This window comes from Faecalibacterium sp. AF28-13AC, assembly GCF_003478405.1.
GTDB classification, from domain to species: Bacteria; Bacillota; Clostridia; order Oscillospirales; family Ruminococcaceae; genus Faecalibacterium; species Faecalibacterium prausnitzii_E.
In genome coordinates, this window is the sequence record NZ_QUFG01000010.1 from 97,216 (window position 1) to 113,171 (window position 15,956).

13 protein-coding genes are annotated in these 15,956 nt (G+C 54.1%); 4 read left to right on the top strand and 9 right to left on the bottom strand.

Annotated elements, in window-relative coordinates:
• Positions 1-5: 5 nt before the first annotated feature.
• From DWY95_RS13710 to DWY95_RS13720, 3 genes are all read right to left on the bottom strand, one after another.
• The gene (locus DWY95_RS13710; RefSeq protein ID WP_118553932.1) at positions 6-1,541 is read right to left on the bottom strand and encodes a relaxase/mobilization nuclease domain-containing protein; all 1,536 of its coding nucleotides are present in this window, start codon (positions 1,539-1,541) and stop codon (positions 6-8) included.
• The gene (mobC, locus tag DWY95_RS13715) at positions 1,513-1,947 is read right to left on the bottom strand and encodes a plasmid mobilization relaxosome protein MobC (protein WP_118553933.1); all 435 of its coding nucleotides are present in this window, start codon (positions 1,945-1,947) and stop codon (positions 1,513-1,515) included. Before mobC ends, DWY95_RS13710 begins: the two co-directional genes overlap by 29 nt.
• 968 nt (positions 1,948-2,915) lie before the next feature.
• Positions 2,916-4,139, bottom strand: a complete 1,224-nt coding sequence (locus DWY95_RS13720) for an argininosuccinate synthase (RefSeq protein ID WP_118553934.1) — start codon at positions 4,137-4,139, stop codon at positions 2,916-2,918.
• A 203-nt stretch (positions 4,140-4,342) separates the two neighbouring features.
• Here DWY95_RS13720 and DWY95_RS13725 point away from each other — a divergent pair, with 203 nt between their 5' ends.
• Positions 4,343-5,095: a DUF4866 domain-containing protein gene (locus tag DWY95_RS13725; RefSeq protein WP_118553935.1), complete on the top strand. Its 753-nt coding sequence runs from the start codon at positions 4,343-4,345 to the stop codon at positions 5,093-5,095.
• Between the two features lie 119 nt (positions 5,096-5,214).
• Here the strand turns inward: DWY95_RS13725 and DWY95_RS13730 are convergent, their stop codons facing one another.
• Positions 5,215-6,549, bottom strand: a complete 1,335-nt coding sequence (locus DWY95_RS13730) for a threonine/serine exporter family protein (protein WP_118553936.1) — start codon at positions 6,547-6,549, stop codon at positions 5,215-5,217.
• A 199-nt stretch (positions 6,550-6,748) separates the two neighbouring features.
• On the opposite strand from DWY95_RS13730, the gene DWY95_RS13735 reads away from it, so the two are divergent.
• From DWY95_RS13735 to DWY95_RS13745, 3 genes are all read left to right on the top strand, one after another.
• On the top strand, positions 6,749-7,654 hold the full coding sequence (locus DWY95_RS13735) for a LysR family transcriptional regulator (protein WP_112092015.1): 906 nt from the start codon (positions 6,749-6,751) through the stop codon (positions 7,652-7,654).
• A 117-nt stretch (positions 7,655-7,771) separates the two neighbouring features.
• Complete coding sequence (locus tag DWY95_RS13740) at positions 7,772-8,890, top strand: 5-methyltetrahydropteroyltriglutamate--homocysteine S-methyltransferase (RefSeq protein WP_112092016.1); 1,119 nt, start codon at positions 7,772-7,774, stop codon at positions 8,888-8,890.
• 158 nt (positions 8,891-9,048) lie between these two features.
• The gene (locus tag DWY95_RS13745; protein WP_118553937.1) at positions 9,049-10,692 is read left to right on the top strand and encodes a recombinase family protein; all 1,644 of its coding nucleotides are present in this window, start codon (positions 9,049-9,051) and stop codon (positions 10,690-10,692) included.
• Here DWY95_RS13745 and DWY95_RS13750 read toward each other — a convergent pair.
• The 5 genes from DWY95_RS13750 to DWY95_RS13770 form a co-directional block, all read right to left on the bottom strand.
• Positions 10,675-12,063: a site-specific integrase gene (locus DWY95_RS13750; protein WP_015537113.1), complete on the bottom strand. Its 1,389-nt coding sequence runs from the start codon at positions 12,061-12,063 to the stop codon at positions 10,675-10,677. The genes DWY95_RS13745 and DWY95_RS13750 overlap by 18 nt on opposite strands.
• A gap of 15 nt (positions 12,064-12,078) precedes the next feature.
• Positions 12,079-12,372, bottom strand: a complete 294-nt coding sequence (locus DWY95_RS13755; RefSeq protein ID WP_118553943.1) for a helix-turn-helix domain-containing protein — start codon at positions 12,370-12,372, stop codon at positions 12,079-12,081.
• 24 nt (positions 12,373-12,396) lie between these two features.
• Positions 12,397-13,371, bottom strand: a complete 975-nt coding sequence (gene mobV / locus DWY95_RS13760; RefSeq protein WP_118553938.1) for a MobV family relaxase — start codon at positions 13,369-13,371, stop codon at positions 12,397-12,399.
• Between the two features lie 191 nt (positions 13,372-13,562).
• Positions 13,563-14,879 carry a phage/plasmid primase, P4 family gene (locus tag DWY95_RS13765; RefSeq protein ID WP_118553939.1) on the bottom strand — a complete coding sequence of 439 codons (1,317 nt, stop codon included), beginning with the start codon at positions 14,877-14,879 and terminating at the stop codon, positions 13,563-13,565.
• A gap of 73 nt (positions 14,880-14,952) precedes the next feature.
• Positions 14,953-15,555 carry a CHC2 zinc finger domain-containing protein gene (locus tag DWY95_RS13770; RefSeq protein ID WP_243082792.1) on the bottom strand — a complete coding sequence of 201 codons (603 nt, stop codon included), beginning with the start codon at positions 15,553-15,555 and terminating at the stop codon, positions 14,953-14,955.
• Positions 15,556-15,956: the final 401 nt, after the last annotated feature.

A 15,956-nucleotide genomic window follows, 5' to 3' on the forward strand; every position in this document is an offset into this window, starting at 1 on the left:
CTCCTTTATCTCTCCTGCCGCGTCTGTTCTTCCTCCCGGAAAAAGGACGCAACATTCTGTTTTGCCGTTTGCAGTTTGAGAAGTTCTTCTTTCGCTTCTTTGTACTGCTCGTAGAACTTCGCCTTTTCGGATGCCAGCTGCGCATACTCGGCTTCCAGCTTTTTCGGGCTGGGCAGCTTTGTGATGTTGTTTGCCTTGAAATAGGCTGCTGCCGCCCGGTACGCTGTCAGCTCTGCACGATGCTGCTCCTCAAAGGCTGCGGGTCGTTTTGCAGATTTTAACTGCTGTGCGATGTTCTTGGTGCTGGCGTAGGTTGCGATGTGGTAGCGCAGCTCTTTGTTGACCTTCATGCGGCCTTCGAGATCTTTCACCACCGCCAGCGAGTCGTGATACTTGGTTTCCAGTTCGGTGATGCGCTGGTTCAGGGCGTCCTCGTCGGTCAAGTCCTTTTCCTGCAGAAGCTTCACGGTCTGTGCCATAACTTTGAGATTGTGTTTCGTGAGCCAACGCTTATAGCCGATGCCCTTGCCCTCGGTCATCCTCGACTGGATGTCGATCAGTTTCCCGATGGTATCCTGCTTGAACTGCGCCTTGGGTTTGCGTTCGGCGTTTGCCTGCAACGTGACAAACACTGCCGCCTTATCGAACTTGTCACCGAGATGTTTCGCTCGGATAAACTTTGTTCTTCCAGCAGGTAGATAACTTAGGCACCCACGGCTTTCCTTGACGGCAATACCATACTGCTGCAAGAGCCTGTCGGAAAAATCTTCAAAGCTCGTGGCACGGTACAGCACTGAAGAAATCTGTTTCCGCAGGGTATCTTTTACGGTTTCAAACTTCTTCTGCCGGGGCTGCTGTCCGGCTACGGTAAGGGCGGCGTTTGCAAGGTCGAGCTTCTGCTGCCCACGCCTGCGCGCCCAATACTCCGCTTCGCTTACGCGCTCTTTCGAGCCGTTGAGAAGGTCAATCTGGTACAGTCCGGCACCCTCGCACAGCTCCATGACCTCGACACGCAAATGCCGCATGGTCTGGGCTGTGCTGGAGTGTTTCATGCCCTCTAGCCAGTCGCGGGGCTTCTGCATATAGGGCTTGCGCTCCACCTCTCGTGTTCGGATGCTGCCGATCACGATGTGGACGTGGATGTTTCCCGAACGGTTATGCCCATCCGGGTGAGTGCAGACGATGGCGGGATGACCGGGGAAGTTCTCTTCGCAGAATTTCAGGCCGAGAGCCTGTGCGGTTTCCATGGTCAAGCCATTGTCGGCTGCATCGCGTGGGTCAAAGCTGATGATATACTGGTGGCTCTTGATATCACCATGCTGGGTGTTCTTGCAATACTTGCGGTTTGCCAGCAGACAGGCCGTTGCGAATGAGAAATCGCCACACTCAAGGGTATCGAGGATGTACGATTCTCGCAGCATGGGTCGGCCTTGCTTGTCCAGAATTACCTTGCCGGAAAATTCATCGTGCTGGTAAACGAGGTACGCTTCGATGGCGGTGTAGTCCGAATTCTTAGAGCTGATATGCTTGAGCGTTGCCATACAGTTCACCCAGAACTTTCTCGGCGTGTAGCCGGAATGCGGTCAGGTCTGCAAGTTCGTCAAGGATTTTCGCCCGGATCTGCTCGGTGTCTGCACCGCCGGAGTTGAAGTGACGTGCAAGTTGGTTGAGGTTGATGCCTACCTTGCTGCACTGGGCAAGCAGGGTAGAAACAGCGGTCAGGGTTTCTTCTCCGCCGCCTGCAACGATGACTGTTTTCTCGATCTTGACGTTGTGGATGGCACGGCGGATAAAAGTGGAGAGGGAGAGATTCAGGAGTTTGCAAGTGAGTTCCAGTGACATTTTTTCCTCCGCTGTCACACGGAACTTGATGACGTGCGTTTTGTTGTTCGGCGTGTCGTGGTGCTGGGAATTGCTAGGAATCGGTTGAACATTCGTTTTGGTCATTGTACCTCCTGTCTGTTCGATAACTCCTCGGTGAAGTTATGTAAGCACGACACGCCGTTGCTGTTCACACCGTCAGGTGCGAACCATGAGCAGGGTTTGGGGCAGGCACGCCCCAACAAGATCACTTCGGAAATGCAGGTGCATTGAAGAAGTGAAGTCCCGATGGAGCACAACATTTTCAAGAATTGAAAATTTGTGGCCACGGGACGGTTCTTGCCCTCTACCGCTGCGCTCAAAATCGTTTCCGGGTAATTGTTTCCGAATTGTTAAGACGCAAAAAAATAAGTAGAGGTTGTGCTGCTCATGGATGGGAATCACCGTTCGCTCCGAACGAAGTTCCTGCCCCTGTTTGTGCAGCGGCGTTGACGGAAAGTCTGTATCACGTCCGGTCGGCTCATGAAATTTTCAAGGTGCGTTTCCCATAAAAGAAAAATACCGCCCATGCAGCATAGCGATGGATTTTGTCGGGTGAATCGGCGGCAAAATGAATCGGATGTGTTGCGGGGCGGTAGATCTTTCAGGGATAATCCACGGTGAGGCAGTGTTCAAAATGAACACAACCACATCTTGTGGATGGGTTTGGACCAATCCACAAAATCAGTGGAATTTACAAGGAAAATACCACGGTATGTTGAATACGTCAAGAGGATTTTGAAAATTTATTGCGGTAAAGCGGGAAAAGTATGACGCATCTTGCGAGTATAGGAAAAATTGACTGGGTATTGGTCTGTATTCCTGTTCAAGGGATGGGCACAGGCAAATCTGATGATAGCAAGGCGACAACGATTTTTGTGCAAAAACATCATTGAGCACTATATGACTGTGCCTTTTTCAAAACAGAAAACCGCCCACGCAGCGCAGCGATGATTTTGTCGGGTGAATCGGCGGCAAAATGAATCGGGTGTGTTGCGGGGCGGTTTTCTTCTTTTGGGGAGGCTCTATGGATACGGCAATCAGCCTAAACTACTTCATTTACCTTCTTTTTCGCTGTTTACAATGGCCTGCACCTTGGTGGGCAGACCGTAGATGCTGATGAAACCGGTGGCATCGCTCTGCTTGTAGTCACCGCCTGCGGCAAAGGTGGCGATGTCTTCCCGGTAGAGGGAGTAGGGCGACCAGACTCCTGCATTGATGAGGTTGCCCTTATACAGTTCCAGACGGACTTTGCCGGTGACGTACTCCTGCGTGGAGGTGACGAAAGCACTCAGAGCCTTGCGCAGAGGGCTGAACCACTGGCCGTCGTAAACCAGCTCGCCAAAGGTGATGGCCAGCTCGCGCTTCTTGTGGGCAGTCAGCTTGTCCAATGTCAGGGTCTCCAGCACTTCATGCGCCTTGTACAGAATGGTGCCGCCGGGGGTCTCGTAGACGCCGCGGCTCTTCATGCCCACCAGACGGTTCTCCACCACGTCGTACAGGCCGATGCCGTTGCGTCCGCCAATCTCGTTGAGCTTTGCAATGATGGCGGCGGGCTTCAGCTTCTCGCCGTTCAGAGCCACCGGCACGCCCTGTTCAAATTCCAGCTCCACAAACTCGGACTTGTCCGGGGCAGTCTTGGGGCTGACGCCCAGCTCAAGGAAGCCGGGTTTGTCGTACTGCGGCTCGTTGCCCGGATCTTCGAGGTCAAGGCCCTCATGGCTCAGATGCCACAGGTTCTTGTCCTTGGAGTAGTTCGTCTCGCGGCTGATCTTCAGCGGGATGTGATGAGCCTCGGCGTAGTCGATCTCTTCATCGCGGCTCTGGATATCCCACTCACGCCACGGGGTGATGATCTTCAGGTCGGGTGCAAAGTGCATGATGGCCAGCTCAAAGCGCACCTGATCGTTGCCCTTACCGGTGCTGCCGTGGCAGACCGCATCCGCACCCTCGGCACGGGCAATCTCCACGACGCGCTTTGCCAAAATCGGGCGGGCAAAGCTGGTGCCCAGCAGATAGCCCTCATAATCGGCTCCGGCCTGCATGGTAGGGATGACGTAGTCCTCCACGAACTCGTCGGTCAGGTCTTCGATGTACAGCTTGGATGCGCCACTTGCCTTCGCACGCTCCTCCAAACCGTCCAGTTCACCCTTCTGTCCCACATTGCCGCACACGGCAATGACTTCGCAGTTGTTATAGTGCTCTTTCAGCCACGGGATGATGATGGACGTATCCAGACCGCCGGAATATGCCAGCACGACCTTTTTGACCTCAGACATAGGAACTGCCTCCGTTCAAACCAACTTTATATACTTTTCTATTTCCCTCGTGCAATTTCAAGATTGCAGTGTCATTATACAGGCACTTAGAAAATGTGTAAAAAGTATTCTGCATATAGCGGCGATATAAAAGCAGTATTTCACAGCAGGACTTTCTGAACCTATAATAACAGTTGGAAATAAACAGAAAGAGGGTCTTTTTGATGGCTACGATATTTCCAAGAGAAGAAAAAGCAGAGGCACTGTTCGGGGAGATCCTGAAAAATCCGGAAGCCTGCCGCCGTCTGATGGATACCTTCAACGATTCGCTGGACATGGCAGACGTACTGGATGCGCCGACGCTGAGTGCACAACAGTTTGCTGCGGCATTATTCGATGCCTACGAGAACAAGGATCTGTCTGCATTTCTGATGGCGCTCTGTCAGCACAGTATGTTTGATCTGCTGCGGAATGCGGCATTGATCCCCTTTAAGTTCAATGCGGACGGCCAGCCGAACCCGGTGATTCTGACGGATGATGCCGGCGTTCTTTTGCCGGACAATAAGTTTGCAGTCAATAAAAAGCTATATGATCGGTTTGTCCGGGTGTTCCAGAAGCAGGAAAAGGTGAAAATGTACCTTGCCAGCGGCTACTGCAAGTATCACGGCTACGACGAAGGCTCTATGGATGTGGTGGAGTACCACTATAACCAGCATCTGGGGCTGCTGCTGATTTACGAACTGCCGGACACCGTAAAGCAGAAGGTGACCGAAGCCGAAGCCTATTCCACCGTCTGGGACATCCAGATGAAGCTGCAGCACGCACTGCCCCGTTCCGTGGTCTACTATGGACAGGACACGCTGAAGGACGGCGGCACCCGCTACGATGAACTGGGCGTTTTTCTGCCGCTGGAGCACTTTGCTGACCGGCTGGAACGCCATGTAGAAACGGCTACCAAGATCGTTTACGGGGAGTAAGCTCTCCTACAAACGAACTCCCTTTATAAGTGCATCACACAGCAAAACAAAACGCAGCGAACCTTCTGACGGCTCGCTGCGTTTTGCATTATAGAGGGGAGAATGGAAGGCATTGCACCTCAGGTGCAATAACGGAATGTCTTATCGGTGATGATGCGGGCAAAGATCAGACCCAGCGGCAGCGCCACGATGATGAGGATGGCGTTTGCAAACCATGTGGCAGAATCCGTCAGGGACAGGATGCCCAGATTATAGATGGCGCGGTAGAAATACAGCCCCGGCACCATGATAACAATGGACGGAACCGTGACAGAGATGCGGGGATAACCTGCGGCGCTCTTCAGGCAGGATGCCAGCAGGCCGGCCAGCAATGCGCCCAGAAACGCCGCTACGGCAGGCGGGAACCCTGCAAGGCTTACCAGCTCCAGCCGGAACGTGTTCGTCACCGCACCGATGAGCGCGGCGCAGACTGCCAGATTCCGGGGGCTGTTGAACATCAGCGAAAAGCCGAACACACCGCCAAAGCTCGTCAGCAGCCGGAACAGGATCTCTTCCGGGAGCGTCAGGCTCAAAGCCGGGAACTGCACCGGCTGCAAATGCAGCAGCAGTGCCATGATCCATGCCGTCATGGTCGCCACCAGAATGATAAGGACGGCGTAAGCCAGACGCTCCAGCCCGGAGCGCATATCCAGCTTGGCAAGGTCGATGCCGCTGGTGATGAACGGAAAGCCCGGAATGATGAAGAGCATGGAGCAGATATATCCCGCCTCGTGCTGCGCCGATACGGCAAACAGCACCTCGGCCAGCTTCAGCAGGACGGCATACACGAGGCTCGCCGAACAGACCGAAGCTGTGATGCCCAGAAACAGAGTGAAGTGGTGCTTTGTCAACTTGCACCGTACAAAGTTGCCGATGCCCGCGCCACAGAAGGCACATAGCATCTCAACGATGCCGCCGCCCAGCAGAAAGGTGAAGCAGCCGCAGGCCAGTGCGGCTGCAAAGCCCAGCGCAACCGGCGAATACAAGCCGTGGATACGCTCGATCTCGTCGAGGTGGCTGTGCAGTTCTTCGCCGGTCATAAATTTGCCCTCCCGGTCGAAGTCGCTGACGAAATGCTCCAGCCGGTTCAAGCGGGAGGTGTTCACGCCCGTGTTTGTCAGACAGAGCGACTGGGTATAACACTGGTCGCCATCAAAGCAGGTGAACTCAATGGACAACAGGCCGATATCTGCTGTCGTTGTGACACCCAGCTCCCGCGAAAGGGTGTTCATGGAGCTTCGGACGCGCCATGCGCCGGTGCCGCATTCCAGCAGCATCAGCCCGGTGCGGCCAATGACGGAGGCTTTTTCCACAAGTCCCGCCTCGGTAATGGGGTTGCCCTTACTGGCGGACGCATAATCGTGCCAGTAGACTTCCATGTGATTTTTGATGATCTCGCTTTGCCGCTGTCCCATACCGGAAAGCCTCCTTTTTGATATGGGAATGTTGCAGTCCTTTAAGACTGCGGTGCTATTATAAGGGAAATTGCAGGATGGGTAAAACGTATCTTGAATATGCCGACAATATTCGGTTGGTATTGCAAACAAGAAAAGACATTGCGTTTTTGTCCGTTCTGCGATAGGATGATAAAAAAGCCATCGGGAGGAATCCGCTATGACCTTACAGCAGCTTCGTTACGCTACCGCTGTAGCCGACACCGGCACCATCAGCCGGGCGGCACAGCAGTTTTTCATCGCACAGCCCAGCCTGACCAATGCCATCCGGGAGTTGGAACAGGAAGTTGGACTGACTATTTTTCACCGCACCAATCGGGGTGTGGCTCTGACCCCGGAGGGAGAGGAGTTTCTGGGATATGCCCGGCAGGTGCTGGCCCAGATGGAACTCATCGAGGAAAAATATCTCGGCTCAGCTCCGGTCAAGCATCAGTTCTGCGTGTCGGCCCAACACTATTCCTTTGCCGTGGAAGCCTTTGTGGAGTTGCTGAAAGAATACGGCGGAGAGGAATATGATTTCCGCATTCGGGAGACGCAGACCTATGAGATCATTGAGGATGTTGCAAAGCTGCGCAGTGAGGTGGGCGTACTCTATTTGAACAACGACAATGAAACCGTTCTGCGCAAGGTCATCCGGGAACACGATTTGACTTTCACGCCGCTCTTCACCGCAAAGCCCCATGTGTTCGTCAGTGCATCTAGCCCGTTGGCGCAGAAAAAGGCTTTGACACTGGACGATTTGAAGCCCTACCCACGCCTTTCCTATGAGCAGGGGGAGCACAATGCGTTCTATTTTTCGGAGGAGATTTTGAGCACTCTGGACAGCAAAAAGGACATTCTGGTGCGTGACCGCGCAACACTGTTCAATCTGCTGATCGGTCTGGATGGTTATACCATTTGCAGCGGCGTCATCAGCGAAACACTCAACGGTCCGAACATCCGTGCCGTGCCGCTGTTGGTAGATGATTCCATGCAAATCGGCTATCTGACCCACAAACAGGTGCAGCCCGGACGATTCGGAAAACAGTATATTGAGATTCTGAAAAAGTATACGGAGCAAGTATAGCTTCAAGCTATGTCAAACCGTCTGCATTTCGTATTTTACACAAATCAACTCCTGCGGTATACTGTTGCCATCAAGCAACGAGTACTGAAAATTGACGTATAGAGAGGGTTTTACGATATGGCAGAGTTGAAATCACCGTTCCGTTATGACTTTGTGGGCAGCTTCCTGCGCCCCCAGCACTTGAAAGAGGCACGTGCCCAGTTCAAGGCTGGCGAGATCGACCATGCTGCGCTGACCGCGGTGGAAAATGAGGAAATCACCCGCCTCATCGAGAAGCAGAAGCGTGCTGGTTATCACGCCATCACCGATGGCGAGTTCCGCCGCAGCTACTGGCATCTGGACTTCATGTGGGGCTTCCACGGCATTGAGGAAGTGGAACTGGATCACGGCTACTTCTTCCACGGTGAGGAGACTACCCACGGTTCCATTAAAGTGAGTGGTAAGATCAGCGGTGAGAACCACCCTTTTGTAGAGCACTACAAATTTGTTAAGCAGTTTGAGGATGAGAATTGCATCGCCCGCCAAACTATGCCTGCCCCGGCGCAGCTGCTGGCCGAACTGTACCGCGAGGACAACGGTAAAAACACGGATACTGTTTACCCTGACCACGAACAGCTGATTCAGGATATTGCTGTCGCCTACCGCACCGTCATTCAGGAGTTGTATGCCGCTGGCTGCCGCAATATCCAGTTTGACGACTGCACATGGGGCATGATCGGAGACCCGAATTACCAGAACTTCCTCAAGGAGAGCAATACCAAAGTGGAGGATGTAGCCGCAGAGTACCTGCGTCTGAACAATTTGGCACTGGAAAACCGCCCGGAGGGTCTGACGATCACCACTCATGTCTGCCGTGGCAACTATCATTCCACTTGGGCCAGCGAGGGCGATTACTTCACCGTTGCTCCCTTCCTGCTGGCACAGGAAAATGTGGATGCGTTCTATCTGGAATTTGACGATGCGCGTTCCGGCAGCTTTGAGCCGCTGAAGTATGTGGCCGATGGCAAAAAAGTGGTGCTGGGTCTTGTCACCACCAAATCTCCCCGACTGGAAAATAAGGATACCGTCATCGCCCGCATTCATGAGGCAGAGAAGTACATTCCTCTCGACCGTCTCTGCCTCAGCCCGCAGTGCGGCTTTGCATCCTGTGAGATCGGCAATAAGCTGACCGAGCTGGAACAGTGGAACAAGCTCAAACTGGTCAAGGAAATCGCCGAGACCGTCTGGGGTAAATAAGAAGTATGACCGGCAGTTCTTAGAAAACAGAGAACTGCCGGTTTTTAATATAAATTCATCTTGCAATCTTCCGCAAAATATGATATATAGATTATACGAAACATTGTTTTGAAAGAACGCTCCACCGTTCAATGATGTATAAATAGGAGGTGTCCGCCATGACCGCTGTGATCTACGCCCGCTATTCTAGTGACAATCAGCGCGAAGAATCCATCGAGGGTCAGATCCGTGAATGTACGGCGTATGCCGAGAAAAACGATATCACTATCGTCAAGCACTACATTGACCGTGCCATCTCTGCCAAGACGGATAATCGCCCTCAATTCCAACAGATGATAAAGGACAGCGACAAGAAGCTGTTTGACATTGTGCTGGTCTGGAAGCTGGACCGTTTTGCTCGGAACCGCTACGACAGTGCCCGGTATAAGACCCAACTGAAGAAGAACGGCGTCAAGCTCATGTCTGCCACCGAGATCATCTCCGAGGGGCCGGAGGGCATTATTCTGGAATCTGTGCTGGAAGGTTATGCCGAGTATTATTCCGCTGACCTTGCCGAGAAGGTCGTGCGTGGACAGACCGAGAACATCCTGAAAGGCCGCTGCAACGGTGGCCGTGGAACCTTTGGGTACACGCTGGATTCCGAGCGGAAGTTCCACATCGACCCTCTCACCTCGCCTTTTGTGCTTGAATCGTTCAAGAAGTACAATGAAGGCTCCACTATGAAGGAGATTCGGGACTGGCTGAACGAAAACGGCATCAAGAACCCGGTGGGCGGTGCATTTACTTATAACAGCGTTGAACATATGCTCAAGAACCGGCGGTACATCGGAGAACTGAAATTCCGGGATGTGGTCGTGCCGGATGCTATCCCGCCCATCATTCCACTGGAACTGTTTGAGGATGTGCAGAAGAAAATCGCCAAAAACAAAAAAGCCCCTGCCCGTAGAAAGGCAGAGGATGACTATCTGCTCACCATCAAGCTGTTCTGCGGCTACTGTGGGGCGTTGATGTTTGGCGAAAGCGGCACAAGCCGGACGGGTGAAGTCCACCGCTACTATAAATGTGCCACTGCCAAAAAGCACAAGGGCTGCAAGAAAAAGACCGTCCGCAAACAGTGGCTGGAAGATTTGGTAGTCAACCAGACCATGCAGCTTGTGAAAGACGATGCCGCTATGGAATCCATCATCGCCAAGGTGATGGAACTGCAAAATAAGGAGAACACCAACATTCCACTCTATGAGAAGCAGCTTCGGGATGCGGAATCTGGTATCCAGAATATGCTGAACGCGATTCAAGCTGGAATCCTGACCAGTTCCACCAAGGAGCGGCTGGAGCAGCTGGAAGAAACCAAGCGTGAGCTTGAAGCCCGCATTGCGGAAGAAAAGCTGGCGAAGCCGAAAGTGACCGAAGAATTCATTCGGTTCTGGCTGCTGCGGTTTCGCAAGCTGGACATGAGCCTGAAAGACCAGCGGCAGGCGCTGGTGGATACGTTTATCAATGCGATTTATCTGTATGATGATAAGGTTTTGATAACTTTTAATTATAAAGAAGGAACACAGACCGTCACCTTTGGAGAAGCGACAGAAGTTGCATCCGAGGGAAATGGTTCGGATTTGGATTGCTTTACTGCACCAGAAAATGCCGTGAAATCGAAAGATTTCATGGCTTTTTTGTTTTGTAAGCCATGGGTGCACGGTTTCTGCACGGTTTTTGCACGGTCGGTGTTATCCATGTCCGATTATGTAGGGCACTGTATTGCATTGCAATCAGTGCCCTTTTTTGCATCAGGTGAGCAGTGCTAAGCGGAGCTTTGCCTTCATTTCTGGGTCGGCATCCTTTAGCAATTCCAATAGAGCCGTCATGGAGATGGTGGGTTCGCCTGCGGCGGGTACAGCCTGCGGGCTGGGGGTGTCGGGCTTGGCATAGAAGCCGCTTTCAAACTTCTTGCCCAGCTCTACACGGGAGGACTGCTGGATATGGGCGTAGGTGTTCACCAGCATATCTGCACTGGCGTGTCCTGTGGTCCCCTGCACCGCCTTGATGTCGCCGCCGGAGATCATCAACTGATAGGTGGCACTGGAGTGACGCAGCCCATGAAAGACGATACGCGGGAACTCTGGGTGTGCGTCCTGCCATTTCAGGAACTTCTTGCGGATGAGCACCGGCTCCACCGCCAGACCGTTGGGCAGCCGCAGCAGCATACCACTGTTGCGGTATCGCTCCGGGTCAAGGGCTTCTTCCCGTTTCAGGCGTTCCAGCCACTGTTTCAGCTCCTCCCGCAGGGCGGCGGTCATAAAGATGGTGCGGCAGGAGGCTTCGGTCTTGGTGTCCTTCAGGATGAGGGAGGTCTTGCTGCCCTCCAGCTTGTCCGGGAAGATGCGGAGGATGCAGCCCTTGTCCACCTGTGCCAGCGTGTCCTTCTGCACCCGCTGCATGGAACGGTTGACGGTGAAGGTGCCCATGCCGTTGGCAGCATCGAAGTCGATGTCCTCCGGGGTCAGACCTGCCACCTCCCCTTCCCGCAGCGCGCCCACCAGCGTCAGGTGCACCGCCAGATGCAGGATGGGGTCCTCCATGCTGTCCAGTGCTGCCCGCATCTCCTCCACCTCCCAGATGCTGCGCTCTTGGGTGGTCTTTTTGGGTGCTTCCACCGGGACGGGGCTTTTGATGAGGATGCCCCACTCCACCGCCAGCAGAAAGGAATTGTGCAGAAGCTGGTGGACCTCATGGAGGGTAGTGCCGGAGAGGGTGCGCTTCTGCTGCTTGGGCGAGAGGTCTCGCCGCTTGCCGCCCACATACTGCCCACAGGGGGTCTTGCTCAGGGTGTCGTATAGGGCTTCGATGTGGTAGGGCCGCAGCTTCTGCATCTGCATCTCCCCGATATAAGGGATGATGAGGTTTTGGATGAGCGCCAGATTGGATTGGTAGGTCTTGGGTGCCCACTTGTGCTTGCTGCACTGCTTGGGCAGCCAGTCCATCAGGAACTCTGCCACCGTCACGGTGGACGGGATCAGGAAATTGCCGGTCGCCAGTTCATGCTCGATCTGCTTCTGGCGTTTGACCGCCTCCTCTTTGGTGGGAAAGCTTTCCCATTTGTCGCAGCTCTTGCCGTGCTCGTCCTGATAGGTGTAGCGGACGCTGTAAGAGCTGCCACGTTTCGTGATATATGCCATAGATTTGCCTCCTTATCAAGCTGCCCGGTAGAGCCACGCATCGAAGCTGTCTTTCGGGACGCGGATGCTTCCGCCTGCCCGCAGGACACGGAACTCGGTGGTGCTGTTGCACAGGTTGTAGGCGGCACGCTGGCTGATGGCCAGCATCTGTGCGATTTCCTTTACCGTGTACACCAGCTTCGGGGCTTTCGGGCTGTCAGTCGGAGACTTGACGGCATTGGTTCGAGTGACCACCTCCATTGTAGCCGGATCAGAGTCCGACTGCAAGAACTTTTTCGTATAATCTGAAGATTTCACATTCTCGTACATTTTATCACACATAGGCATTTCTCCTTACTTATCATGGCGCATCGCAGGCTCCTGCGTGCGGTCCTCATAAAATCGAATGACCTCCGGCGGGATGCTGTCCAGCGTTTTCAGGGCGGCTTCATAGTCCTGCCGCAGCTTGGCATCCTCCAGACGCTTCAAGACGCTCCCTTCCTTCGCTTTGTCCAGCGATGCAGAGAGCGTCTTGTTCTTCGCTTTCAGCTTTTCGTTTTCGGCAGCGGTCTTGGTGAAGGCTACGTTGTACTTCCGCAGTTGATCCTTCATCCGTGCCACGTTGGGGATATAGCTGTCCAGCACCTTGCTGATCTCCGCCGCACGGCTCTTGCCGTTGAACGGGTTAATACCTGTCAATAGGGCATCCAACTGCTCCTTTTGCTTGGTCAGTTGGGTCATCTCCTTGAAGATGCGGGGCGGGATATGCTCTCGTCCGGTCTGGCTGGCACTTTCGCCACGCTCCAAGTCCGGGTAACGCTTGACCATGTGCTGCCAGAAATCGTCCTGCCACTTCACAAGGTTCTTGCGGTTGCCGATGATCTCCTTGGCGCTCAGCCGTCCATCGGCGGTCAGGGGCACGAAGCAGAGGTGCAGGTGGGGCGTTTTCTCGTCCATGTGGACGACTGCGGAGAGAAAGGTATCCGGGCTTTGCTTGCTCTCCAAGAATTTCAAGGCATACTCAAAGTACGCCTTGATCTCGCTGCGCGACTTGCCTTTGAAGAACTCCGGGCTGGCGGTGACAAGCGCCTCCACCACTCGCACGCTGTCCTTGCGGACACGGCAGTGGGCGGCGGCTATCATACGGTCAGCTTCTTCCCGGTATCTGCCCTGCGGCTGCACCAGATAGAGGTTGTAGCGGCTCCGGCTCACATCAATATCCGGGTTGCTGGCGTACTGCTCTTTGGTGCGCTCGTTGTGGGCTTCGATGGGGCTGATGGCAGGCCCTTTGTACTTTTTGAACCTTAAAATGCCGTATTGGGCTTTCATAGATCACGCTCCTTCTTGAGGTGTACAAAAAATCTGTACGGACTTCAAATAACCCGTACGGTCTGTACGGCGTACGGCAACATAAAATATACACGATGATGCGTTTTAATTTGTTTCTGCTTGCCGTACGGGTGCGTACAAGTACAGACCGTACAGGTTGTACGAACTTCTTCCGTGAAAAAATGCACTTTTTACGGACATGGGTGGACAAGCGGCTCAATGCCCACGAAACCACGCACCCTGCGGCCACCGGGCAGGTAGATGTTGTTGGTGGCTTCAAGGTTATAGCGGCGGTCATTCTGACGCAGCTCTGCGCTGAAACGGATGGCCGATACGCTGTGACAGGCGTTGTCCTCGCACCACAGTTTGTATATTTCATAGAAGTCCTTGGAGCTGATGGAATAGTCCGCCTTGAAGCGGAAATAGCCCTCGGACTCCATAAAGTCGATGACATTGTTGCTGCTGCGCTTGATGGTGTCCACGTTGGCAGCAGCTTTGGGGCTGACCGTGAAGCGGAAGTTATTCTGCACCAACCGGTGCAGCCCTTCCAGACACCACAGCAGGATGCCCTCCATCTCGGCGCACATCTTCTCCACAAGGAAAGGGTCGTCCGTGCGGTCGGCAGGCTTGTCCTTGGTGGTCAGGATAAGCTGGCGGCGAAAGAAACCGTCCGAATGGTCGTACAGCGAAGTCAGCGCACCGTTGCCGAAGCAGAGGAACCGGGCGTAGATGTCCCGCTGGTAGCTCTGGACACCCTTGCGCTCCAAGTCCAGCTTGGCTTCGGCGGTCACGATGGTCTTGATATAATTTGTTTTAGGCAGGGCGTTCATGTCCATGTCGTCATCGATCATCAGCAGGCGGCGTTCCAGATCGGCGCGGGCAAAGCGGTTGTTCTCAACCTTTTGGACGCTGCCGTTGCTGGCAGCATCTCCCATGAGCCGTTTGAGCACCAGCCCGATGCGGGACTTGCCCTCGCCGCCCTTGCCGACGATGAGCATCATCTTCTGGCCTTTGGTGCTGGGGATCAGGCAGTAGCCCAGATATTCCTGCAAGGTGGGGATGTCGGCATCGTCCAGCAGCTCGTGCAGAAAGGTCAGCCAGCGGTCAGGGCTGGCGGCTTTGGGGTCATATCTCACAGGTAAGCGGTTCTGACAGAACAGGCGGCTCTCCTGAAAAGAGCCGTCCGGCAGATGGTACACGCCGTTCTGGAGGTGGATGCAGTCCTGTTCGATGGGGAACGGGTCGGAAAAAGCCAGCAGCTTGATGGTCTCCAGAATGTTGGTGACTTTTTTGGACAGGCCGGAGGTGACATATTCCTCGATATTCTCCAAGATGCGCTGCTTGATCTCGCTCTCGTCCTCCACCGGGCCGTCCAGCGTGTACAGCGTACTGTTGACGCATTTCAGCGGCCACTGTTCCAGAAAGGCGCGGCCAAACTGGACTTCATCGATCTTCTTGCCGTTGTACCAGTCCGGCCATAAGGGGTTGCGGGAAATGTTTTTCTTCATATAATCGCTCTCCTTTAGAAAAGTGAAGTGGTTGGTCTCACCGTGAGACCCACCACTTCAGGTGAATAAATTATCAGGCGCACTTCGCCAGAGCAAGGCGGTCGGTGCGCTCCTCCAGCATCAGCAGGTACGACCCGGACAGCAGCCGTGCAGCGGCATCGGCCTTCTGCTGGGGCGTCCCAAATGCAACGCAGTCCGTCAGGTGCTCGATGGTCTCGGTCATGTGGAGGGCTTCCACAAACCGCTCGTCCAGCGGTTCTTCCGGGCTTGCGGGCTTGTAATGCTCTCGCCAGTCGTGCAGCAGGTCGAGATAATCGGTCAGCACCCGCAGGCAGTAGGCGATGTCTGCCCACTGCTCGTCCGTCAGGCCACGCTTGGGCGGCGGCAGGGCGATGGCATTGGCGGGCGGCTTGTCCGAGTCAAGCCCGAAGTCACTTGCGAGCTTCTCGGCGGCTTGCCGTGGGTTCAGGTCGAACAGCTTGGCGGTGAGGTCGATGGCATCGCCGTTGGCCCAGCAAGCGAAGCAGTAATAGTAGGTGTCATTCAGCATCATACTGGGGTGGTTGTCGGAGTGGAACGGACAGCACACCATGCCACGGCGGTCGGGCTCCATGCCGTACATCTCTCCCACCTGCCGAACGGTGATGGCGGACTTGATCTTTTGATATAAACTCAAAATTTCTCCTTTGGTCAAAGGTTTTGGCACGGATCAATTTGATCCCTGCCACGTTCAAGATCACCGGTGTTCCCCAAATGGGAACTTCGGTGAAGCCGGTCTCCCTTGCTGCCTCCCGACAGGAAATCTTTTTAGACTCTGTGTCGGCCCTATGCAGGGCGCTCGCTCCCCCGATGGGAGGTCTTGGCGGTCTGGGCAGTTCGGACGGTCATTCTGTTCTCAAGGTCCTGGTATGAAAGATATTTCAGAGGGCTTTCGCGGGAAGCCCTTAATATGTTCGCTGCTGGGGAGTACTATGTTTTCTTTCTGTCTATAGGATAGCACTGCAATGGCCGCTGTGCTGTATATCCATAATGTCGGAAAACAGGTGCAGAAACTGCAAAATTCCACGCTTATGGACA